At 68.8% G+C, this 21,761-nt stretch carries 18 protein-coding genes; 8 read left to right on the top strand and 10 right to left on the bottom strand.

The features are described 5' to 3' along the window. Positions 1 to 13: 13 nt before the first annotated feature. The 4 genes from AB0J95_RS01250 to AB0J95_RS01235 all read right to left on the bottom strand — a co-directional run bounded on the left by AB0J95_RS01250 (position 14) and on the right by AB0J95_RS01235 (position 5,861). Entirely contained in the window at positions 14 to 1,240 is a 1,227-nt protein-coding gene (locus tag AB0J95_RS01250) for a C39 family peptidase (RefSeq protein WP_364750638.1), read from the bottom strand. 409 nt (positions 1,241 to 1,649) lie between these two features. Further along, positions 1,650 to 2,234 carry a PadR family transcriptional regulator gene (locus AB0J95_RS01245; RefSeq protein WP_364750635.1) on the bottom strand — a complete coding sequence of 195 codons (585 nt, stop codon included), beginning with the start codon at positions 2,232 to 2,234 and terminating at the stop codon, positions 1,650 to 1,652. Positions 2,235 to 2,378: 144 nt separating this feature from the next. Then, the gene (locus tag AB0J95_RS01240) at positions 2,379 to 4,097 is read right to left on the bottom strand and encodes a TIGR03767 family metallophosphoesterase (RefSeq protein WP_364750632.1); all 1,719 of its coding nucleotides are present in this window, start codon (positions 4,095 to 4,097) and stop codon (positions 2,379 to 2,381) included. Positions 4,098 to 4,214: 117 nt separating this feature from the next. After that, the gene (locus AB0J95_RS01235; protein ID WP_364750629.1) at positions 4,215 to 5,861 is read right to left on the bottom strand and encodes a long-chain fatty acid--CoA ligase; all 1,647 of its coding nucleotides are present in this window, start codon (positions 5,859 to 5,861) and stop codon (positions 4,215 to 4,217) included. A 419-nt stretch (positions 5,862 to 6,280) separates the two neighbouring features. On the opposite strand from AB0J95_RS01235, the gene mihF reads away from it, so the two are divergent. The 3 genes from mihF to AB0J95_RS01220 all read left to right on the top strand — a co-directional run bounded on the left by mihF (position 6,281) and on the right by AB0J95_RS01220 (position 8,680). Beyond that, positions 6,281 to 6,592, top strand: coding sequence for an integration host factor, actinobacterial type (mihF, locus tag AB0J95_RS01230; RefSeq protein WP_364750626.1), 312 nt, complete (start codon positions 6,281 to 6,283; stop codon positions 6,590 to 6,592). A 128-nt stretch (positions 6,593 to 6,720) separates the two neighbouring features. Continuing rightward, positions 6,721 to 7,830 (top strand): isochorismate synthase, encoded by a 1,110-nt coding sequence (locus AB0J95_RS01225; RefSeq protein ID WP_364750624.1) that lies wholly within the window; start codon positions 6,721 to 6,723, stop codon positions 7,828 to 7,830. 10 nt (positions 7,831 to 7,840) lie between these two features. Then, positions 7,841 to 8,680: a PhzF family phenazine biosynthesis protein gene (locus AB0J95_RS01220; RefSeq protein ID WP_364750621.1), complete on the top strand. Its 840-nt coding sequence runs from the start codon at positions 7,841 to 7,843 to the stop codon at positions 8,678 to 8,680. A 61-nt stretch (positions 8,681 to 8,741) separates the two neighbouring features. On the opposite strand, the gene AB0J95_RS01215 is transcribed toward AB0J95_RS01220, so the two are convergent. Both AB0J95_RS01215 and AB0J95_RS01210 read right to left on the bottom strand, forming a co-directional pair. Beyond that, entirely contained in the window at positions 8,742 to 9,365 is a 624-nt protein-coding gene (locus AB0J95_RS01215; protein WP_364750619.1) for a hypothetical protein, read from the bottom strand. Positions 9,366 to 9,374: 9 nt separating this feature from the next. Then, the gene (locus AB0J95_RS01210; RefSeq protein ID WP_364750617.1) at positions 9,375 to 10,802 is read right to left on the bottom strand and encodes a PLP-dependent aminotransferase family protein; all 1,428 of its coding nucleotides are present in this window, start codon (positions 10,800 to 10,802) and stop codon (positions 9,375 to 9,377) included. Between the two features lie 80 nt (positions 10,803 to 10,882). On the opposite strand from AB0J95_RS01210, the gene AB0J95_RS01205 reads away from it, so the two are divergent. The 3 genes from AB0J95_RS01205 (at position 10,883) to AB0J95_RS01195 (ending at position 13,136) form a co-directional block, all read left to right on the top strand. Beyond that, positions 10,883 to 11,446 carry a TIGR03086 family metal-binding protein gene (locus tag AB0J95_RS01205; RefSeq protein ID WP_364750614.1) on the top strand — a complete coding sequence of 188 codons (564 nt, stop codon included), beginning with the start codon at positions 10,883 to 10,885 and terminating at the stop codon, positions 11,444 to 11,446. 83 nt (positions 11,447 to 11,529) lie between these two features. After that, the gene (locus AB0J95_RS01200) at positions 11,530 to 11,988 is read left to right on the top strand and encodes a hypothetical protein (protein ID WP_364750612.1); all 459 of its coding nucleotides are present in this window, start codon (positions 11,530 to 11,532) and stop codon (positions 11,986 to 11,988) included. Between the two features lie 50 nt (positions 11,989 to 12,038). After that, on the top strand, positions 12,039 to 13,136 hold the full coding sequence (locus AB0J95_RS01195; protein ID WP_364750609.1) for a helix-turn-helix domain-containing protein: 1,098 nt from the start codon (positions 12,039 to 12,041) through the stop codon (positions 13,134 to 13,136). Positions 13,137 to 13,214: 78 nt separating this feature from the next. On the opposite strand, the gene AB0J95_RS01190 is transcribed toward AB0J95_RS01195, so the two are convergent. The 3 genes from AB0J95_RS01190 to AB0J95_RS01180 form a co-directional block, all read right to left on the bottom strand. Continuing rightward, positions 13,215 to 14,888, bottom strand: coding sequence for a substrate-binding domain-containing protein (locus AB0J95_RS01190; protein WP_364750607.1), 1,674 nt, complete (start codon positions 14,886 to 14,888; stop codon positions 13,215 to 13,217). Between the two features lie 213 nt (positions 14,889 to 15,101). Further along, the gene (locus AB0J95_RS01185; protein ID WP_364750604.1) at positions 15,102 to 16,898 is read right to left on the bottom strand and encodes an AMP-dependent synthetase/ligase; all 1,797 of its coding nucleotides are present in this window, start codon (positions 16,896 to 16,898) and stop codon (positions 15,102 to 15,104) included. Between the two features lie 181 nt (positions 16,899 to 17,079). After that, entirely contained in the window at positions 17,080 to 18,081 is a 1,002-nt protein-coding gene (locus tag AB0J95_RS01180; protein WP_364750602.1) for an asparaginase, read from the bottom strand. A 234-nt stretch (positions 18,082 to 18,315) separates the two neighbouring features. Between AB0J95_RS01180 and AB0J95_RS01175 the strand changes: the two genes are divergently transcribed. After that, the gene (locus tag AB0J95_RS01175; protein ID WP_364750600.1) at positions 18,316 to 19,359 is read left to right on the top strand and encodes an SGNH/GDSL hydrolase family protein; all 1,044 of its coding nucleotides are present in this window, start codon (positions 18,316 to 18,318) and stop codon (positions 19,357 to 19,359) included. Between the two features lie 1,144 nt (positions 19,360 to 20,503). Here the strand turns inward: AB0J95_RS01175 and AB0J95_RS01170 are convergent. Continuing rightward, the gene (locus tag AB0J95_RS01170) at positions 20,504 to 20,953 is read right to left on the bottom strand and encodes a hypothetical protein (RefSeq protein ID WP_364750598.1); all 450 of its coding nucleotides are present in this window, start codon (positions 20,951 to 20,953) and stop codon (positions 20,504 to 20,506) included. Positions 20,954 to 20,991: 38 nt separating this feature from the next. Between AB0J95_RS01170 and AB0J95_RS01165 the strand changes: the two genes are divergently transcribed. Continuing rightward, complete coding sequence (locus AB0J95_RS01165; RefSeq protein WP_364750595.1) at positions 20,992 to 21,729, top strand: SDR family oxidoreductase; 738 nt, start codon at positions 20,992 to 20,994, stop codon at positions 21,727 to 21,729. Positions 21,730 to 21,761: the final 32 nt, after the last annotated feature.

The following is a 21,761-nucleotide window of genomic DNA, read 5'->3' as shown; positions in this document are numbered from 1 at the left end:
CGCCTGGTTAGTTTTAGGGCGTGATGATGTAGACGACGCCGCCCGGGCCACCGGCCACCGAACCGTCCGCGCGGTGCCGCTTGGTCCGCTGCCAGATGGTCTCGAACTGGGCCCGCTTGTAGACGTTGCGGACCCGGTCGTTGCTGCTCGCGGCCGGGTCGTTGACGATCACGTCGCCGTCCTTGGTGAACCCGATGACCACCATGATGTGCCCGGACGTGCCGTACCCGGCCCCGTCCAGCTCACTGGCCAGGAACGACTGCGAGGTGATCACCGGGATGCCCCGGCTGATGTACGTCTCCAGCTCGGCCAGCGAGTGCAGCCGCGTCACATGCGCCTTGAGCCCGAAACTCGCCGCGTACGCGGTGTTGAACGGCCAGTTGCCGGTGCCGTCGTAGTCCTTGTCGTACATGAACCGGGCCGCGTAGTCGACCGTCGGGTCCGCATAGGACGGATCGATCCAGGACAGGTCCTGGTGCGAGGGCCGCTTTCCCCAGTACTCGACGACCATCTCGGTGGACGTCGGGCTGCACCACGCCTCCCCGCCGCCGCCGTACTGCGGGTACTGTCCAATGTGGATGTTTTGGGCGTACGGCTTGACCGGGAGCTCCTTGCCCCACGCGCCATTCCCCGCGCTGATGGGCACGGTGAACCGGTCCGGGATGTTGGACGTCATCGCACCGAGCATGGTCAAATTCGGCGTCGCCCTGGTGCCCTGCAACCGGTACAGCGTCACCCGGAGCTGGTAGCCGACGATGGGTTTGCCGGCCACGAACGTGTCGACGTCGATGTATCCGTTGGCGTCGCTCTGGTTGGGCAGGCTGGTCCGGGTGACGTCCTCGTCGCCGAACGCCCACTGGCCCATGCCGTACCAGATGGTCTGGTCGCCGGTCGTCGTCGTGCCGCGCATGTCCACGCGCAGCCACGTGCCCTTCGGCGTGGTCGCGTTCCAGGAGGCCACGAGCTGGGTGGCGTCGAACCCCTGGCGGTAGAACGGCGAGGTCCAGGTGCCGTACTCATACGTGCGGGTGCCGGACGGCTCGGTGTGCTCGACCGTGCCAGCGGGCCGGCCGATCCGCAGGCCGCGCAGGGTCGGGAACGTGCCGTCCCGGGTCCCCTTGACCAGGAAGTCCGTGCCCCGCCACGAGTGGAAGTCGACGGGAGCGGTGGTGGCCGCGGCGGCGGGGGTCGCGGGTAACACGAGCAGGGTGGCTAGGACGAGCAGGGCGATCCGGGGCATGGCAACTCCCTAGTGACGTGTCGGGAGATATTTTCACCATGACGCATGATCGTGTAAACCGCTGTCCGAGGTGCGTGTGCGCGGATCTGCCGGAATTGGTGCGGGGCCCCTGCGCGCACAGGCAGGAGGAAAGGCGCGGTCAGGGCTGGCGCCCTGCCTCGCCGGAAAGCGTATGTGCGCCGCCACCCCGCACAAAATCCGGCGGATCCGGGGGTGCCATCGCAAGTCCGGGCAGGTCCGGGCGGGTGCTCAGCGCAGGTCCGAGCCGGTGACCAGTGCGGATCCGGGCGGTGCCCACCCTGGGTCCGAGGCAGTGCCGATGGTGGATCCGGGCGGTGCCGATCGTGGGGGCGGGGCGGTACCTGGTGCGGGCCGGGCAGTGCGGATCGCAGGTTCCGCGCGGCGGGGGTCAGGGCGGGTTGGTGTCGAGCTCGTCGAGGAAGTCCTTCCAGAACTGCTCCACGGTGCGCTCGTAGCGCAGGCCCAGCTCCAGGGTCTTGAGCTGCCAGCGGTCGGCGCGGCCCTCGATCTCGGTCCGCTGCTCGTCGTACCCGTCGGCGCGGGCGCGATGCGACTCGTAGCGGTCCTTGGCCAGCTGGCGGATGTCCCCCGGGGCCGCGCCGAAGCCGAAGAACAGCTTGAGCAGACCGGTGTCACGCACCTCGGTCTGCTCCAGGGTGGGCTCGGCCAGCCACTCGGCCAGCGCCCGCCGGCCCTCCTCGGTGATCGAGTAGGTGCGCTTGCGCCTGCCGCCGGTCTCGATCGACTGGCTCACCAGGCCCGCGGTCACCAGCCGGGCCGGCTCGTCGTACAGCTGTGAGTGCGCGAACGCCCAGAAGTTGCCGATCGTGCTGCCGATCCGCTGTTTGAGCTGATAACTGGTGGCCGGGCCGTAGGACAGCATGCCGAGCACGACGTACGACGTCGCGTTCAGCTTGCGGGACCGGCCGTCGAGCGGCTCGGCCTGGTCGGTGGGCAGCGGGCACCTCCCCATTGGTCATCGCTACTCGACCATAGCGATCACCGTGCGGTTCTGCTGTTCCCCCCGGACCAATACTAGGTCCGTGGGGGAGCGGGCAGACCGCTAATGGGTGAGCTTGCCCGAAGCCGCCGGTGTCGGTGATTCCCTTGCCCGGCCTCAGAAGGGTTTCGCCAGCACCAGCTCGGTGTTCAGGTCGGCCGGGCCGCCCAGCCGGGCCGGGTCGGCGTGGATGTCGTTCACCGCGATCTCCCGGTACAGCGACGCCAGGCCGGTCGGGCTGGACGCGCCGAAGTCCGTCGCGTAAGGACTGTCTGATTCGATCAATGTGGTGAACAGCGACAGCGTGCCGTCGCCGTTGTCGGTCAGCTCGATCACCCGCGCGTGGTGCGGGTAGTCGGTGTGCGAGGCGGTGTTGATCTCCCAGAAGCTCTGCGCGGGGGTGGCGCCGCGGTGCGCGGTGATGGCGTTGTGGTGCGTGTGCCCGTTCACCCACGCGACGACGTTGGGGAACCGGTTCAGCAACGCGACCAGCGCGGGCCCGTCGTGCCGCTTCTCGAAGATGTTCGCCGGATCCGGAACGGTGTTGCCCATCGAGTCGCTGGTGTGGTGGCTGAACAGGATGAACAACGTGTCGGCCGCACTCGTGCGGACCAGCGTGCCTTTGCTGTCGTAGTACCGCGAACTGCCCGCCTGCAGGGTCCTCTCGATCCACTTGAACTGACCGTCGCCCAGTGATCCGTCCGCGAGACCGGCGCGGTTGGTGGTGTCCATGCCGATGCCGACGATGCCGGGCGCGACCTGGAACGTGTAGTACAGGTCCTTGCCCGCGGCGTTGGCCGGGCCGAAGCCGTGCCCCACCGGTCCGGGACCGGTGTTCGCCGGGTCGCGGTGCGCGGCCACGTACTGCTTGGGGGAGAACGGCTTGCGCCGCGAGTCCGGGGTGACGTGGCGGATCGGGCCGGAGAACTCCAGCAGCTGCTTCACCGCGGACAGCGGCGAGGTCCGCATGGCCCTGGCCAGTTTCTCGGCGGCCGCGGGGGAGGAGAAGCCCTCGATCTTGATCCCGCTCGTGTACAGGTCGTCGACCAGCGGCAGGCCGCTGGGAATGGTGCCCTGCACGCTGTCGTCGTGGTTGCCGAACACGCTGAACCACGGCCGGTTGAGGCCCGGGCTGCTGAACGGCTTGATGGCGTTGGCAAGCAGGTCCGGCATCTGCGGGAACCCCTTGGCCTTGTACATGTCCGCGGTGCTGTCGCCCGGGTTCCAGTACAGCGTCGCCCGTGAGTTCTGCACGCCCTCGAACGCCGACGCGTCACCGGTGTTCGGGGTGATGGTGCCGCCGTTGAGGATCCGCATGAACCACTCGAGCTCGATCGTCTCGTGGTTGTCGGTGTTGTCCCCGGTGCACAGCACGAAGTCGAACGCGCGGCCGGTGTACGGGCCGGTCAACCTGTTGACCCGGTTGACAAGCGCGGTCGCGCCCTGGGTGGACAGTGTTTCGTGTGGACGGTGCGCCGAGGAGATGAACGGGTGCAGGTACTCCACCCGGGCCGGGCTCTGCGCGTCGATCAGGTGTAAGTCGGTGAACTGGACGAACGAGGTGAGCGCGGTGCGCCGGTCGTCCCGCCCGCTCTGCGCGGCGGCGAGGTCGCCGCGGACGACGAGTGGCCACCCCGGGCCGGCGGTGAGTCTGCGGTACCCCGTTCCCGTTGCGACGCCTACGGTTTCCAGCGTCGTGCCGAGCGGGCTGACGGTGCGCTTGATGGTCTCGCGCAGGGCCCGGTCGAGCGCCTGTGCCGGAGTTCCCGGCAGCAGACCCAGTGCACCGGCGACCCCGGTGGCTTGCAGCAGACGGCGGCGGCTGAGGTTGACCATGAACGCGATCCTGCCGGAGGGCGTGAAGAAAAGTCACTACTCCGGAAGTTCTGTTCACTTCCCATTTCCGCCGCCGTTGGCTGTCTACTTAGGACATAACAGCGTCACTCCACACTGTTACGCGAGATGTGTCACATCGAGCTTGCCCTCGGCGAACGCGGCCCGGATCCGCTTCTTGTCGAACTTGCCCACGCTGGTCTTGGGCACTTCATCGATATAGGTGAAGTTCTCCGGCACCTGCCAGTGCGCGACCTTGCCCTCCAGGAACTCCCGCAGCTCGGTCGGCGAAACCTCTTGTCCCGCACGCAACACGACGGCGACCAGCGGCCGCTCGTCCCACTTCTCGTCCGGGATGCCGACGACCGCCGCCTCGGCCACCGCCGGGTGCGACATGACCTGGTTTTCCAGCTCCACCGAGGAGATCCACTCGCCGCCGGACTTGATCACGTCCTTGGACCGGTCGGTCAGCTTGAGGAACCCGTCCTGGGTGAACGCGCCCACGTCACCGGTCCGCAGCCAGCCGTCGTGGAACTTCTCGGCTCCGCTGTCCCCGGTCGTGTCCTCGTCCTGGCGGTAGTACGACGCCGTGATCCACGGCCCGCTGACCTCCAGCTCGCCGACGCTCTCGCCGTCCCACGGCACCTCCTCGCCGGCGTCGTTGATCAGCCGCGCCCGCACCGACGCGGGCGGGCGGCCCTGGGTGAACCGGTACTCCCATTCCTGCTCAGGCGTGAGCCCGCCGGGCGGCCGCGACACGCTGCCCAGCGGGGACGTCTCGGTCATGCCCCACGCGTGCGTGATGTGCACGCCATAACGGTCGTTGAACGCGCGCATCAAGGCGGGCGGGCAGGCCGAGCCGCCGACGACCACGTCCCGCAGCGACGAGATGTCCTGCGGGTGCGCGTCCAGGTGCGCCAGCAGGCCCTGCCAGATCGTCGGCACCGCCCCGGCGAAGGTCGGCTTCTCGGCGGCCATGATCGCGGCCAGCGGCTCGGGCTGCAGGAACCGGTCCGGCATCACCAGCGAGGCGCCGACCATCATCGACGCGTACGGCAGGCCCCACGACATGGCGTGGAACATCGGCACGATCAGCAGCGACTTGTCGGTGGTGGCCAGGCTCATCGAGTCGGACATGCAGACCTGCATCGAGTGCAGGTAGATCGACCGGTGCGAGTAGACGACGCCCTTGGGGTTGCCGGTGGTCCCGGACGTGTAGCACATGGCCGCGGCGGTGCGTTCGTCCACTTCCGGCCAGTCGTACTCCTCCGGCCGCCCGGCCAGCAGCTCGTCGTAGGAGTGCAGCTCGATCCCGGCCGGGACCTCGATGGCCTCCTTCGGGCCGTTGGCCACCACGATGTGCTTGATCGTGGTCAGGTCCGGCAGCACGCGGGCCAGCAGCGGGGCGACGGTCGCATCGACGATCACCACGTGGTCGGCCGCGTGGTTGGTGACGTAGGTCAGCTGCTCGGGGAACAGCCGCAGGTTGAGGGTGTGCAGCACCGCGCCCATGGCCGGCACGGCGAGGTAGGCGTGCAGGTGCTCGGCGTTGTTCCACATCAGCGTGCCGACCCGCTGGTCCCCGGTGACGCCCAGGTCCCGCAGGGCGTGCGCGAGCTGCGCGGCCTTGCGCCCGGCCTGGCCGAAGCTCTCCCGCCGCGCCTCGGTCCCCATCCACGTGACGACCTCGCTGGCGGCGTGGAGGCCGGTCCCGTGCCGGACGATCCGGCCGATCGTGAGGGGGACGTCTTGCATCGTGCTGAACATGGCCGCTCCTGTGTCCTGCGTCACCGCACCGTGCACCTGACTGCACAGTAGATGGTCTTACCCCGAGTAGGTGAGTCTCCGGATCGGGGCCACGGGTTGCGATCGGCGATAACTCGGGGTAGCCGGGGATTTTCGAAGGATCGGCAGGAAGAGGCCAAAAAACATGGATGGGATTCACCGGAGTGTCGCCCCGGATTGCCCGGCGTGTCGTGCCGAAAACACCCCGAGAGGGTGAATTACTGAGGGTTGTCGCTGGTCGAACGCGGGATGTCCGGCGGAAAGTCCCGCGTGTCGGGGGTATGTTCCGCAGGTGGGTGTCGTTTACTGGGCGCGTCGTGAGGCGTGGCCGAGTCCCAAAAAGGGGCGGTGCGGGAAATCGCGTCGGCGACACCAGACCTCGACATAGGAAGGACAGCACGTTGGCTCTGCCTACGTTGACTCCCGAGCAGCGCGCTGAAGCGTTGGCCAAGGCAGCCGAGGCGCGCAAGGCGCGTTCGGAACTGCTCGCCTCGATCAAGGCCGGCAAGACCACCATCGACAAGGTGCTGGCCAAGGCCAAGGAAGACAAGACCATTGGCAAGACCAAGGTCAAGCAGCTGCTGATGGCCGTGCCCGGTCTGGGTGCCGTGAAGGTCTCCGCGCTGCTGGAGAAGGCCGGCATCGACGCCGAGCGCCGCGCCGCGGGCCTGGGCGACCGTCAGCGCGGTGCCCTGATCGACGCGCTCAAGTGACAGGGTCCCGCTAGCCGGGGCTGGAACGTTTGCCGAAGGTGGTCCTCACATGATGAGGGCCACCTTCCGCAGTTTCGGGGTACCCGAGGGTGCACGATTGAAGGGGCGGGCCGACGAGAGGCGATGGTGTGGAGCTGCTGACCGACTACAAACCCGGTTCGTTCTACTTCGCCACCCCCGAACACACCCTGCTGGCGAGCGACCCCCGCCAGGTGCTCTCCGAGAAGAACACCGACGCGCTGTCCGTGCAGGTCAGCGACGCTTTGGCCGAGCACGGCGGGATCGCGGTCGGTGCCTTGCCCTACGACGACACGGGTGAGGCGCACGTCCTGCTGCCCCGGTCGGTGCTGTGGGGCGGGGCCGCGCGGGCGGGGACGCAGGAGCCGTTCCTGCCGGGCTACCGGGTGACCCAGTCCCCGGCGCCGGAGGAGTACGAGGCGCAGGTCGCCCGGGCGCTGCCGCTGCTGCGGACCGGTGACCTGGGCAAGGTGGTGCTGGCCAGGACGCTGCTGCTGGACCTCGACGCGCCCGCCGACATGCGCCGGATGCTGCGCAACCTGACCGCGATCAACAGCCACGGGTACACGTTCGCCACGCCGTTGCCGTCGCCCGGCACGACCCTGGTGTCGGCCAGCCCGGAGCTGCTGGTCCGCCGGAGCGGGTCGAAGTTCCTGTCCCAGCCGCTGGCCGGGTCCCGGCCGCGCGGCAAGGAGCCGGCCGGTGACCGCGCCAACGCCCAGGAGCTGCTCGCCTCCCGCAAGGACCACGACGAGCACCGCTGGGTGGTCGAGGCCGAGGTGGCGGCGCTGCGGCCGTTCTGCCGCCGCCTGGACGTCTCCCCGGCGCCCACCCTGGCCTCTACGCCCAGCATGTGGCACCTGTGCACCCGGATCACCGGCGAGCTGATCGACCCCAGCGTGACCGCGCTGACCCTGGCCGCGGCCCTGCACCCGACCCCGGCGGTCTGCGGGTCGCCGACCCGGGCGGCCCGGGACGCGATCGCCCAGATCGAGTCGTTCGACCGGGGCTTCTACACCGGCGCGGTCGGCTGGGTGGACGCGGCCGGGGACGGCGAGTGGGTGGTCGCGGTGCGGTCCGCCGAGGTCACCGACCAGTCGGTGCGGCTGTACGCGGGAGCGGGGATCGTCTCCGCCTCCGAACCGGCCCTCGAGCTCGCCGAGACCTCGGCGAAGTTCCAGACCTTGTTGCGTGGCATGGGGCTCGACCTGAAGCTGTAGGTTCTCCCACATGCATCCGTATGTCGTGGCCGACGTCTTCACCTCGCGGCCGCTGAAGGGCAACCCCGTCGCGGTGTTCACCGCGGGCCAGGACGTGCCGGCCGACCTCATGCAGGCCATCGCGCGCGAGATGAACCTGTCCGAGACCGTGTTCGTGTCGCCGCCCGAGGGCGACGCCGACGCCGCTGTCCGGATCTTCACCCCGGCCGTGGAGCTCCCGTTCGCCGGGCATCCGATCCTCGGTACGGCGTACGTGCTCGGCCAGTCGTCGACGGCGGACGTGATCCGGCTGGAGACCCGCAAGGGTGTGGTGCCGGTCGCGCTGGAGCGGTCCGCCGACGGCGCGATCGTGTCGGGCCGGATGTCGCAGCCGATCCCCACCTGGCGCGAGTTCATCGGCGCCGAGGACCTGCTCGACGCGCTGGGTGTGCGCTACTCGGTGCTGCCGGTGGAGGTCTACGACAACGGGGCCAGGCACTGCTTCGTGATGCTGGACAACTTCGACGTGGTGAGCCGCCTCAAGCCGGACCTGAGCCTGCTGGCCGACCTGCCGGGGATCGGGGTGAGCTGCTTCGCCGGGTCCGGGGAGCGCTGGAAGACCCGGATGTTCGGTCCTTCCCTTGGCGTGCCGGAGGATCCGGCCACCGGCTCGGCCGCGGGCCTGCTGGTGGTGCACCTGGCCAGGCACGGCAAAGTCCAGTTCGGACAGGAGATAGAGATCAGCCAGGGCGAGGAGATCAACCGCCCCAGCACCCTGCACGCCCGCGTGAACGGCTCCATCGACGCGATCGAGTCCGTCGAGGTCGCCGGCGCAGCCGTCATCGTCTCCCAGGGAACCCTTGCCCTGTAAGGACTTTCGCCCTCGTGAGTGGTTTCGGCCGTCCTGACGGCCGAAACCACTCACGAAGGGGTCACGGGAGTTTGACGACGGTGAGGTCGTAGTTCGCTTCTGTGGTCATGGATCCGCTGCTGCCGCGCAAGGTCAGCGTGTGCTCGCCCGGCGCCAGCGGGTTCACCCGGACCCAGAGGCCGCAGCCGAACCCTTGCTGGGGGCCCTGTTCCGAGTCGTAGGTGATCTTCATCGGCTCGATCTTCTCGAGCTGCTGCGGCTTGTCGTCCACGAGCGCCTCGCCCTTGGCCGCGTTCAGGAACTTGTTACAGGCAGCGGCATCCGGCGCGATCATGTTGACCGCGGGGCCGGCCAGCGGCAGCGTGGACGGCACCTGGCAGTGCCGGTCCGCGGTCCCGCCCTTGGTGCCCGCCACCAGCCACACGCCGAACGGCTGGCTGTCACCGCAGTACTGGCCGGTCTGGTCCTCGACCGGGTTCTGGCCCGGCTCGGCCGAACTGGCCCAGCTCCACCACAGGGTCTGCAGCTTCTCCGGGGTCAGCGGCTCCGCCTTCACCTGCTCGGCGACGGGCGTGTCGGACTCCGGGGAAGGGACGGGAGTGGACGCGGCGGGCGCGGGGGTGCCGGAAGAGGAGCATCCGGCCAGCAAGAAGGCGGCGGCGATCAACACCGGGCGACGGATCACCGGCGAATATTAGCCAGCCCGCCGGACACTGGAGATACAGGCCCTCAACCGGCGCAGCCCCTCCTCGATCGAGTCGCGCTGGATGCCGCCGTAGCCGAGCGCGAGCCCGGTCCGGCCGGGCAGCTGATGGCTGAAGGGGGACAAGGCATGCACCGCGACCCCGGCCCGGCGGGCCGCCTTCACTATGTCCACATCGTCCGGTCCGTCGGTCAGGTACGCGGACACGTGCATGCCCGCGACGACCGGGACCGGGGTGAGCACGTCGGCGAAGTCCCGCCGGAAGATCGCGGTGATCAGCTCGTGCCGGGCCCGGTACTCGCTGCGGGTGCGGCGGATGTGCCGGGCCAGCAGGCCCTCGTCGATGAACTCCGCGAGTGTGGCCTGCATCGGCCGGGTGGAGTGCCAGTCGTTGACGTACTTGGCCGCGCGCAACGCGGGCCGCAGGCTCGGCGGCGCGATCAGGAAGCCCATCCGCAGCGGCGGCATGAGCACTTTGGACAGTGAGCCGACGTAGACCACCCGCCCGCTGCGGTCGAGGTTCTGCAGCGGCTCGATCGGCCGCCCGCCGAACCGGAACTCGCTGTCGTAGTCGTCCTCGATGATCACCGCGCCGGTCCGCTCGGCCCAGTCCAGCAACGCGGTCCGCCGGGACAACGACATCGGCATGCCGAGCGGGAACTGGTGCGACGGCGTGACATACACGAGCCGGGCGTCCGAAGGCAGCGCCGACACCACGATCCCCTCGTCGTCGACCGGCACGCCGACGACCGTCGCGCCCTGCGAACGGAACACGTCCCGAGGCCCGATGTACCCGGGATCCTCAACCGCCGCAACGGTTCCCGGCTCCAGCAGGATCCGCGCCACCAGGTCCACCGCCTGCTGGGCGCCGTTGGTCACGAGCACGTCGTCCGCCGAGGCGCGCACCGCCCGGGACACCCCGATGTGCCGCGCCAGGGCCGCGCTCAACGCCGGGTGCGAAGCGGCGCTGTCGTGCACGACGACCTCCATCCCGGCGGGCGTGAACTGCCGCGCGAGGATCCGCCGCCAGCTGGCGAACGGGAACAGCCGCATGTCCGGGATGCCGATCCGGAAGTCGAACTCGAACCGCCGGTCTTCCGGCCGTGGCGGCGAGATGGTGTCCCAGACCGGCAGCGCCCGCAGGTCCTGGCCGCGGGCCGGCTCCGGCTGGCGGCCCAGCCCGGCCTCCCGCACGAAGGTGCCCGACCCGGTCCGCGCTTCCAGGAACCCCTCGGCGGTGAGCCGGTCGTAGGCCGCGCTGACGGTGTTGCGCGACACAGCCAGCCGCTGGGCCAGCTCCCTGGTCGGCGGCAGGGCATCGCCCGCCCGCAGCCGCCCGTCCAGGATCGCGGCTCTGACCTGCTGGAAGATCTGACCGGTCAGGTCGTCCCGGCCGACCAGGCTGACGTGGAACTCCACCGGTCCATGGTATTGGCCCAGTCGAACTGGGGCGAGATTGGACCTTCCGGGGTGCCAATCGGCTTCCTAGGGTCGGTTGCGTGGACTTGCGTGAACTGGACCGGCAGGCCATGAAGCTGACGGGTGAAGTGGTCTCCCAGGTGCGGCCGGAGCAGCTGCGTCTGCCGACACCGTGCGCCGACTGGACCCTGCACGGCCTGCTGCGGCACCTGATCAGCGAGAACCTCGGGTTCGCCGCCGCGACGGCCGCGGGCACGGATCCGTCCGAAGTGGACTGGAACGCGGGCCGGATCGGGCCGGACCCGGTCGCCGACTACCACCGTGCCGCCGACCTGTACCTCGACTCGTTCGTGCCGGACTCGGTGCTGGAGCGGGAGATGCGCATCGGCGTGTTCGGGGTCGTGCCCGGATCGACCGCGGTGGCCATGCACTTCGTCGACTCGGTCGCGCACGGCTGGGACGTCGCCAAGACCATCGGCGTTCCGTACGAACCGGACGAACAGCTCGCCGCGATGGCCCTGAAGGTGATGAAGCGGTTCCCCAGCGAGCGCCCGACGGTGGCGTTCGACGTCATGGTCCCGATCCCGGACGACGCCTCCGAGCTGGACAAGTTCCTCGCGTACGTGGGCCGCGATCCACAGTAGACCCGGCCGCAGCGGTGTTGGGGGTCCGCTGCGGCCCGCCACCCGGCATACTGTCCGCCAAACGTGGACAGCGGAGGCAACCCGTGACTGACAAGCCGGCCACTCGGCACCGGTTCACCCTGGTGGAATGGATCGGCGTGGATGCCGGGATCGTCGCGCTCGTGGCGAGCTTCCTGCCGTGGTACCGCCTCGCCGACAACCTCGTCGGCCGGGCCGCGCCGGGTGCGCCGACCTCGACGACGGCCTGGCAGATGAACTTCCTCGGCTGGTTCCCGGTCGTGGCCCTGCTGGCCGTGTCGGTGTTAATCATGGCGCAGCTGTTCGGCAGGCAGATCCAGATGCTCACCTCGCTGTGGATGACCCTGGCGGTCCTCGGCGTGGTGATGATCCTGCTGCGCTGGATCACCGTGCCGAAATCCGGCGGTGAACCGGCCCTGGTCGCCGGTTTCGGGCTGTACCTCGGCCTCGGCGCCGCGATCGTCTCGCTGGTGACCGGGTTCCTCGCCTTCCGCGGCTCGCAGCGGGCCCAGACCGCCGACTGAGGCAAACGGCGGTTATATGTCGATCAATTAGCGGACTACCCTGGCGCACCATGGGTACTCGGTTGGTGGCTACGCCGCTGCCGGAGGAGTTGCTCGCGCTCGCCCGATCCCAGCGGGCCCAGGTCAAACGCCTTGCTGTCGCGCTGGTCGAGCTGCTCAGCAGCCGCACCGAGTGCTACCGGCGGGTGGCCCACCAGTACCCCGACGAGCTGCAGCTGGTCTGCGAACGGCACCTGCGCACCGCGCTGGACTCGCTGATCGAGTCCCGGGACGTGGAACTGGCCGGTGTGCTCAAGACCGGGCGCACCCAGGCGCGGATCGGGATCACGCTGCCGGACGCGCTGCGCGGGTATCGCCTTGCCGGCACGTACATGTACGAGCTGCTGGTGTCCGGCGCGGTGTTCACCCCGGAACAGATGCTGCAGACCAGCACGACCGTGTGGCGGATCATCGACGCCTTCTCCGAGGCGCTGACCGCGGCCTACCGCGAGGTCGACGGCCTGGACCGGTCCGATGTGCTCGATCAGGTCCTCGAAGGACGCGCCGACGACCTCGACGAGGCCGCCCGCGCGCTGGGCCTGCCCGCACCGGCCAAACTGGTCGTCCTCGTGTCGGATGATCCGGCCGTCGCCGATGTCCTTGGCACACAAGCGGTCTGGCGGCGCAATGCGGGGATCACCGCGCTGTCCCTCGACCTCGTCCGGCGCACACTGGCCGGGAGCCCCGGCGCGGTGGGCGTGAGCACCCCGTTCACCGACCTCGGCGAGGCACCGGCCGCACTGCACCGCGCCCGGATCGCCCGCCGTTGTGTACCAAGGGAATCCGGCGGTGTCGTGGTGTTCGGGGACATGCCGGTGGCGGCCCTCGTGGCCGGTGCGCCGGTACTGGCCAACGAGCTGGCGCAGGAGCTGTTCGCCCGGGTGCTGACGTTGCCAGAGGCCGAAAAGGACATTCTGCTCAACACGCTCGAGGCCTGGTACGCGGAGGGCGGTTCGGCCAAGAACGCGGGCAAGGTCCTGTACGTACACCCGAACACCGTGCGTTACCGGATGCGGCGGATCGAGGACCTCACCGGACGGGATCTCGACCGTCCACAGTCGGTAGCCGAGCTCTATCTGGCGCTGCAGGCGGTCCGGCTCGGTTTGTAACTTTTTCCGACACACGGCATCGCGGGCATATCTACCCGGGAGTATGGCCAGCGGGTGTGCCGCCGGCCATCCCTGCCGTCAGGACTTACCGGAGATGACCCGGCTCAGGGCCTGGAAGAAGATCTCGTTGATCTTGTTCGGGTCGGCGGTGCTGAACTGCTGGCCACCGGTCGGCTTGGCGATCGCGGCCAGCTCGGAGGTGTCCACGTCCGGGCCGATACCGATGAACACGATCGGCAGCGGCCGGTTCGGGTCCTGCAGCTTGGCCAGCTCGGCGATCAGCGTGGGCCGGTCGATGCTCTTCTTGTCCTGGTTGCGGCCGTCGGTGAGGACCAGCACCAGGTTGATCCGGCCGGGCTCCCAGTTCTGCCGCGCCGACTGGTAGGCCGCCAGGGTCGTGTCGTACAGACCCGTCTGGCCGTTCGGCGTGGCCTTGATCGCCCGCAGCTTCTCCAGCGCGCCGTTCGGGATCGCCTCGTTGAGCGGGGCGACCGGGATGACCTCGCGGTAGTCCTTGTCGCCGTCCAGCTCGGTGGAGAACTCCCAGATGCCCAGCTTGGTCCGTGGGTTCATCAGCTTGATGCCCTGCTCGGAGGCCTCCAGCGTGACCTGCATCCGGGTCTTGCCGGAACCGGGGATCACGCCGTTCATCGAGCCGGACACGTCCAGCACCGCCTGGATCCGCGAGGACCGGGTGATACCGGCCCAGACGTTGAGCACCTGGTCCAGCTCGGCCGTCCGCGGCGCCGGGACCGGGCGCAGCAGGCGCACGACGGTCCGGTTGTCGGCGGGCGGGGTGCCCGGAACGCGGCCGTCGGGGAACCGCAGACCGGCGCCGGCCAGGGAGTCGCCGATGTTCGGCGACAGCAGCGCGCTGCGGAACTTGGCCGCGGCGATGGCGGCGTCCTCAGCGGACGGCAGCACCGCGTACGGGTAGTCCAGCGAGGGGGCCGGCGGGTCCGGGTAGACCGCGACCAGCGGCTCGTCCTTGCGCTTGGCGTTGTTGTCCAGCAGCGCCCGCTCCGAGGTGGGGAACGCGGTGAGCGGAGCGGTGTTCCCCTGCCCCTTGGCGTCCGCCTTCTCGAACAACTCGGATGCGCCGGATGCCGCATTCGGCGACAGCTTGCGCAGGATGGCCACGTTGTTGGCGGGCGGGTCCGTGGTCAGCGTGGTGACCGCGCGGATGGCGATCAGCGCGGACACACCGACCGAGTCCACCGAGGGGTCGGCCATCCCGACGTTGAGGTCAGCGCCACCCGCGCCGAGCACGTCCGACCAGGTCAGCTGCTTCTGCGGCCAGCCCCGCTTGGACGCCTCCTGCTCGGCCAGCGCCATCACCACCGGCGAGCTGGCGACCGAGGAGCCGGTGTCCGGCACCATCGTGGCGCCCTTCTCCCTGGCCCGGCGCAGCCACACCGAGGAGTCCGGCAGCCACACGTTCGGCATGTTGGCGCCGTTGGCCCTGGCCAGCTGATCGGCCATGGCCGAGGAGTCCCGGACCACCATCTCCACCCGGTAGCAGGTGTTGATGTCCTCCGGGTTCAGGCTGCCCGCGACCTTGTCCACCACCGGAGCGACGTCCGGTGCGGCGACCACGTTGAGCACCACGGGGTTGGCGCACTTGGCCTCGGGCTGTTGCAGGCGGTCCACTGTGAACCACGCCACCCCGGCGACCGCGCCGCCGATCAGCACGACGACCAGCGTCAGTACCGCGTTGCGCCACCTCGGCTGTGTGAGACCGTGCCGGCCCATCCGTCTTCCCTCCAAGAGTTCGCCGGCATTTTCCGGCCAATCACGAAGTCACCTGGAATGTACTGCCTCTAATGGCGTTGTCGAATACGCCGTGTGCAGCAACACCGGTTTCGTCAATGATTGTCGTTTCAACCGGCATGATCGTTATCATTTGGAGGGTTGTTCTCCGCGACAAAGTTCATTGTCGCGGAGCCAAGCCGTCACAAATCGTAGTCACTTGGTGTACAGCGCCTCGACGTCGGCGGCGAAGTCCTTCATGATCACCGCCCGCTTGAGCTTCAGCGACGGGGTCAGGTGCCCGGACTCCGGGCTGAACTCGGTGGTCAGGATGCGGAACCGGCGTACCGACTCGGCCTTGGACACCGCCTTGTTGCCGTCGTCCACCGCGAGCTGGATCTCGGCGTTGAGCTGCGGATCCTCCACCAGGTCGGCCACCGAGGCGGTGGCCGGCTTGCCGTTGGCGGACTTCCAGTAGGCGAAGTAGTCGGCCTCGATGGTGATCAGCGCGGCGATGTAGCTCTGCCCGTCGCCGACCACCATGGCCTGGCCGACCAGCGGGTGCGCCGCGATCCGGTCCTCGATCACCGCGGGCGCCACGTTCTTGCCGCCGTTGGTGACCAGGATCTCCTTCTTCCGGCCGGTGATCTTCAGGAAGCCCTCGTCGTCCAGCTCGCCGAGGTCACCGGTGGCGAACCAGCCGTCCTCGGTCATCGCGCCCGCGGTGGCCTCGGCGTTCTGCCAGTAGCCGGGGAACACCTGGCCGCCCTTGACCTGGATCTCGCCGTCGTCGGCGATCCGGACCGCCGTGTTGGGCAGCGGGTGCCCGACCGTGCCCGGCTTGAACCGGGTCGGCGAGTTCACCGTGGCGGCCGCGCAGGTCTCGGTCAGGCCGTAGCCCTCGAACACGGTCAGCCCGACGCCGCGGAAGAAGTGGGTGAGGCGCAGGCCCAGCGCGGCGCCACCGGAGATGGCGTACTTGGCCTTGCCGCCCAGCGCGGCCCGCAGCTTCGAGTAGACCAGCCGGTCGAACACGGCGTGCTTGACCTTCAGCCCCAGCCCGGCCTTGCCGCCCGCCTCGCTGTAGGCGATCGCGGTGGCCGCGGCGATGTCGAAGATCTTGCCCTTGCCCTCGCTGTGCGCCTTCTGCCGGGCGCCGTTGTAGACCTTCTCCAGCACGTAGGGCACGGACAGGATGAACGTCGGCTTGAACCCGGCGAGGTCGGTGGTGACCTGCTTGATGTCGGCGGTGTGCCCGAGGCGGGCCCGCGCCATCACCGCGCCGACCTCGACCATCCGGCCGAAGACGTGCGCGAGCGGCAGGAACAGCAGGGTCGAGGTCTCCTCGACACCGAGGCCCTTGAACACCGGCGCCAGCATCTCCACGACGTTGCCGCCCTCGGAGTGGAAGTTGGCGTGGGTGAGCATGCAGCCCTTGGGCCGGCCGGTGGTGCCGGACGTGTAGATGATCGTGGCGAGGTCGCCGGCCTTGACGGCCTTGCGGCGCGCGTCCACCTCCTCGGCGGTCACGTTCGCCCCGGCCGCGACGACCTCCTCGACGGCGCCGTGCTCGAGGTTCCAGACGTGCTTGAGCGAGGGGACCCCGGCGCGCACGGCGTCGACCCTGGCCTGCAGCGCGTCGTTCTCCACGACCACCGCGACCGAGCCGGAGTCCGAGAGGATCCACTGGACCTGTTCGTTCGACGAGGTCGCGTAGATCGGCACCGGCACACCGCCGACCGCCCAGACGGCGAAGTCGAACAGGGTCCACTCGTAGCGGGTCGCGGCCAGGATGGAGACCCGGTCGCCGGGGTTGACGCCCGAGCCGATCAGGCCCCGGCCGACCGCGACGACCTCGTCGAGGAACTGCCTGGCGGTCACGTCCTGCCAGTTGTCGCCGATCTTGCGGCTGAACACGACGGCATTCGGCACTTCCGCCGCGTTGGTGTAGATGAGGTCGGCCAGTCCACCGCCGTAGGGCTCCACCAAGGGGGCGACTGCGATCTCGCGCATACCTCTACTCCTCCGACCTGTTACTACACGGTAACCAGGGACACATATTGCCTCTTCAGGGCCGGAACGACCAGAGGTCGCTGCCGAATCGGTACGTTCCGGGCACTCCCGTTACCTGGCCGGACGCCTGGTAAACGTTTTCCTGGTCACACCGGAAATGCGCGCCGGGAATGTCGCCGGGTCAACTCACCTGGATCTCACCGGACTCGTGAAATGCTCTCGTGATCTCCGCGTGACTGGCGCCTGCCGCGACCAGAACATGCAGCAGTACCCGCGCCTTGAACGGGTCAAGGAATCCCGCGTTGATGAGGCCGCGGGACAGAAGATCCTGTTCCGAACCGGGATATCCGTACGTTCTCCGCAGAACGGCACCCGAGCCGGTGCGGGAGGCCAGCACAACTGGTTTCGCCCGGGCCAGCTCGGCGAGCGTCGGCACGAGTCTCGACGGCACATGCCCGCCACCGAATCCGGCGATCACGAGCCCGTCGGTGTGCTCGGCGAACGGTTTGAGCCATTCGCCGTTGTCGCCCAGGGCCGCGTGCATCATGCCGATCGAGGTGTCCGGCAGCTTCGGGCCCCGGCTGAGCGGAGGGCACGGCCTCGGGCGGCTGAGCAGCACCAGCTCCTGCTCGACGATCAGACCGATCGGGGCGGCGTTGGGCGAGGTGAACGCGGCCGTGCTGGTGCTGTGCGACTTGCGCACGTAGCGGGCCGCGTGGATCTCGTCGGACATCACCACGACACAGCCAAGACCGCGGGCCTTCGGGTCGGCGGCGACGCGGATCGCGGCCAGCAGGTTGGCCGGCCCGTCCGCGCTGGCCTGGCTGGGATGCCGCATCGCCCCGGTCACCACGATCGGGGTGTCGCCGCCGATGGTGCGGTCGAGGAAGTAGCTCGTCTCCTCGATCGTGTCCGTCCCCTGGGTGACGACGATCCCGGTGGCGCCGGCCTGGATCTCGCGCTCGATCAGGTCGGCCAGCTCGGCCAGCACCGCGAAACCGATGTCCGGGCTGGGCAGCCTGCGGAAGTCGAACGCGGTCAGCTCGATGTCCAGCCGGTCCAGCTCGGGGATGGCCCGCAGCAGGTCGGCGGCGTCCAGCTTGGGCACGACCGCGCCCTGCGCGGCGCCCGGGGTCATCGCGATCGTGCCGCCGAGGGTGAGCATCGAGATCCTGTGTTTCACGAGGTCAGAGGGTACTGTCCCGGAATTGTCAGACCCTTGTGGTTGAGTGCCCGTATGAGGAAAATTCTTCTCACACTGGCAACAGTGCTCGGTCTGGTGGCAGCTGGGCTTCCCGCTGTCGCAAGCCCGCTTGGGGGTTGGGAAGGCACGTGGACGGCCTCGCCGCAGCGGCCGACCGCGGCTTTCACACCGAACTGGTCGCTCGATGGGTTCGCCGACCAGTCCGTACGTCAAGTGGTTCGGGTTTCCGAGGGCGGTGCGGCGCTTCGCGTCCGGCTGACGAACGTCTACGGCTCGGCTCCTCTGGCGGTCACCGGTGGCACGATCGGCCGCTCGGGTTCGGGTGCGTCGGTGAATGGCTTGCGGCCGTTGACTTTCGGTCATGCACGCTCGGTGATCATCCCGGTGGGCCGGGAGGCCGCCTCGGACGCCGTCCTGTTACCCGTGCGGCCGTTGGAAAGCGTGACCATAACCCTGTACTTCGCCGGGAAGACGGGCTCGGTCACCGTGCACGCCGACTCCGAAGCGACCACGTACCGGGCCGCGGGGGACCACCGTTCGGACGCTTCGGGTTCGGCGTTCGGTGAGACCTCGACTTCGTGGTACGCGCTGTCCGGTGTGGACGTTCTCGATCCTTCGCCGCGGCGGGATGTCGTTGTGGCGTTCGGGGATTCCATCACCGATGGCGCTTTCTCCGGGGTCGATCTCAACGCTCGCTATCCGGATGAGCTGGCGGAGCTGACGCATGGCCGGTTCGCCGTGCTCAACGCCGGGATCGGCGGCAACCGGGTCCTCAACGACTCGGAGTGCTTGGGCGACCGTGCCACCAAACGGTTCCGCGCGGACGTGCTGAGCCAGCCGCATCTGCGGACCGTCATCGTCATGGAGGGCATCAACGACATCGGGTTCCCCGAGTTCGATTCGTCGTTCCCTTGTGCCCAGCCGAATCCCGTCGTCACCACCGCCCAGCTGATCGCCGGGCACCGTGAGCTGATCCGTCAGGCCCACGCCGCCGGCGTGCGCATCATCGGCGGGACCCTCACGCCCTTCAAGGGTTCCTTCTACTACACCGACGCGGGCGAGAAGACCCGCTCCGAGCTCAACACCTGGATCCGCACCTCCGGCGAGTACGACGCCGTCGCCGACTTCGACGCCGCCCTCGCCTCACCCACCGACCCCACCACCCTCGACCCCGCCTACGACAGCGGCGACCACCTCCACCCCTCCGCCGCCGGCTACCACAAAATGGCCCTAACCCTCCCCACCCACACCCTCTAACCCACCCCAACACATCCCCACACCCACGGCCCCCGTATCCCCACCCACGGGGGCCGTGTCCCACACTCACGGAGGTCGTGTCCCACACTGGCGGGGGCGTGTCTTACGTGGACGCCCGCGCCCCACTCGGCAGCAGCGTGTTCCACCCCGCAGGGCCGTGTCCCACCCCCGCGGGGCCGTGTTCCACACTCACGGTGTCCGTGTTCCACACTCGCGGAGGTCGTGTCCCCAACTCATGGACGCCGTGTTCCACATTCGTGGTGTCCGTGTCCCACGTTCGCGGGGTCTGTGTTCCACACTCACGGGTCCGTGTCGCACGTGGGCGTCCCCGCCCCACTCGGGGGAGCGGCGTGTCCCATGTTCGCGGGGTCTGTGTTCCACACTGGCGGGGGCCGTGTCCCCAATTCATGGACGCCGTGTTCCACATTCGTGGTGTCCGTGTCCCACGTTCGCCGCCCCCGTGTCCCACGTTCGCCGCCCCCGTGTTCCACGTTCGCGGGGGCCGTGTTCCACATTCGTCGCCCCCGTGTCCCACGTTCGTGGGGGTTGTGTCCCGCGTTGGGTGCTCGCACGTTTTCGGGTGCCGTTGAGCGCGAAGGAGCGCAGTGCGGCGAACTCAGCCTCGACCCAGTTGAGTCAGGACGCGGTACGCCAGGCTTTCCTTTGTGGGGCTGGAGGTTGAGCGGGCCGAACTCGTCCACGCACACCACCCGACCGTCCAGGGCGTGCCGGTGATGGGCCGTGATCACCTCACACTCGATAGGGCCGGTTGGTTGGCGCCGATGCCTCGGTGCAGCTGCTCGGTGCGGCAACAAGGGACACGAAGTCCATGTGCGCCAGCACCTGCGGGTGAGCTTCTCGCTCTCCTCCTCGGCCTTGCGCACCCGCACTTCCCGCCTACCCACGCCCGCGCCTCTGCCACCCGGAAGTCTCCACGCGACCTACCCCCGCGCCGAAGATCGACATCACCCTCGTACCGAAGGTCGACCTCCCGCACCCGCACAGCAGGTCCGCCCAGCCTGGGTTCCACGTCGACCCAACCCATGTTCCACATTGGACCATCGCGTGCCAGGGCCGACATTCGCGGGAGCGCTCAACGTCGCCTGAGGGTCCGGCCACTGCGGTCACCGCAGCCCAGCAGGAGTCAGTCCAGCCAGTCTTCGGTTTCGCGGTGGCGGTCCAGGCCGACGGCGTCGAACTCGTCGAAGTGGTCACCCCTGCTGACGCCGAGGTGCTGAAGTGCTTGGGAGATAGGGCTTCCGGCCTCGTCCGGCGGTTCGCCCTCCGGCTGGTGCAGTGGGCCGAGGACGACTTCGCCGTCGTGCCACACCTGCGCGCTCTGCATCCCATCACCGCCGAAGAACTCCGCCTCGATGTAGGCCACCGGACCCGGGCACGCCGCGAGCACGTCGCCGAGACCAGTGGGCGCCTTCCAGAACCCGTCGAGCTTCGCATCCCCGGTGATCGCCGAGAACAACGCGTCGGTCATGGGTAACAGCGACAGGCCCTGGTCAAGGGGCACGATGTGGGCTCCGGAGATGGCCAGAGAGCGGAGTGTGGGGTCGCTGGCGATGATCGCTTCGAGGCGGTACATGCCCGCATTGTGGGGTAAGCAGCGGGGATAATCGAGGTATGGAACAGGTTGCTGTGATCACTGGGGCGGGTTCGGGGATCGGCCGGGCGGTGGCCGTCGATCTGCTCGATTCCGGGTGGTCGGTGGTGCTGGCGGGGCGGCGCGCGGACCGGTTGGCGGAGACGGCGGCGCTGAGTCAGGGCCGGTCGCTGGTGGTCCCGGCCGACGTCGCGGAACCGGAGCAGGTCAAGAACCTGTTCGAGCAGGTGAAACAAGCATTCGGACGTCTAGACCTGCTGTTCAACAACGCGGGTCTCAGCCTCGCCGGGAACGTCGGTGACCTGCCCCTCGACAAGTGGCGCAAGGTGATCGACACCAACCTCACCGGCGCGTTCCTGTGCGCGCAGGAGGCGTTCAACATCATGCGCGAGCAGGACCCGATGGGTGGCCGGATCATCAACAACGGCTCGATCTCCGCGATGACGCCGCGACCGAACAGCCCCGCGTACACAGCGTCGAAGCACGCGATGACCGGCCTGACCAAGTCGATATCCCTGGACGGCCGCAAGTTCAACATCGCGTGTGGACAGATCGACATCGGCAACGCCGCCACGGAGATGGGCGGCCGCATGGCCAAGGGCGTGCCGCAGGCGAACGGTGAGGTCATGCCCGAGCCGGTGTTCGACGTGAAGCACGTGGCCGCGGCGGTGCACTACATGGCGAACCTCCCGCTGGACGCCAACGTGCAGACCATGACGGTGATGGCCACGAACATGCCGTTCGTCGGCCGGGGGTGACGGTCGTCATGGGTGAAGTCGCGATCGCCGAC

It is taken from the genome of Actinocrispum sp. NPDC049592 (assembly GCF_040675465.1).
Lineage (GTDB): Bacteria > Actinomycetota > Actinomycetes > Mycobacteriales > Pseudonocardiaceae > Kibdelosporangium.
This window is presented reverse-complemented; position numbering and strand designations above follow the sequence as displayed.

What these genes read in the sequence shown, in the direction of transcription:
- AB0J95_RS01250 (WP_364750638.1), bottom strand. Translation starts at nt 1,240, where the DNA reads ATGCCCCGGATCGCCCTGCTCGTCCTAGCCACCCTGCTCGTGTTACCC.
- AB0J95_RS01245 (WP_364750635.1), bottom strand. Translation starts at nt 2,234, where the DNA reads ATGGGGAGGTGCCCGCTGCCCACCGACCAGGCCGAGCCGCTCGACGGC.
- AB0J95_RS01240 (WP_364750632.1), bottom strand. Translation starts at nt 4,097, where the DNA reads ATGGTCAACCTCAGCCGCCGCCGTCTGCTGCAAGCCACCGGGGTCGCC.
- AB0J95_RS01235 (WP_364750629.1), bottom strand. Translation starts at nt 5,861, where the DNA reads ATGTTCAGCACGATGCAAGACGTCCCCCTCACGATCGGCCGGATCGTC.
- AB0J95_RS01220 (WP_364750621.1), top strand. Translation starts at nt 7,841, where the DNA reads ATGCATCCGTATGTCGTGGCCGACGTCTTCACCTCGCGGCCGCTGAAG.
- AB0J95_RS01195 (WP_364750609.1), top strand. Translation starts at nt 12,039, where the DNA reads ATGGGTACTCGGTTGGTGGCTACGCCGCTGCCGGAGGAGTTGCTCGCG.
- AB0J95_RS01190 (WP_364750607.1), bottom strand. Translation starts at nt 14,888, where the DNA reads ATGGGCCGGCACGGTCTCACACAGCCGAGGTGGCGCAACGCGGTACTG.
- AB0J95_RS01185 (WP_364750604.1), bottom strand. Translation starts at nt 16,898, where the DNA reads ATGCGCGAGATCGCAGTCGCCCCCTTGGTGGAGCCCTACGGCGGTGGA.
- AB0J95_RS01170 (WP_364750598.1), bottom strand. Translation starts at nt 20,953, where the DNA reads ATGTACCGCCTCGAAGCGATCATCGCCAGCGACCCCACACTCCGCTCT.
- AB0J95_RS01165 (WP_364750595.1), top strand. Translation starts at nt 20,992, where the DNA reads ATGGAACAGGTTGCTGTGATCACTGGGGCGGGTTCGGGGATCGGCCGG.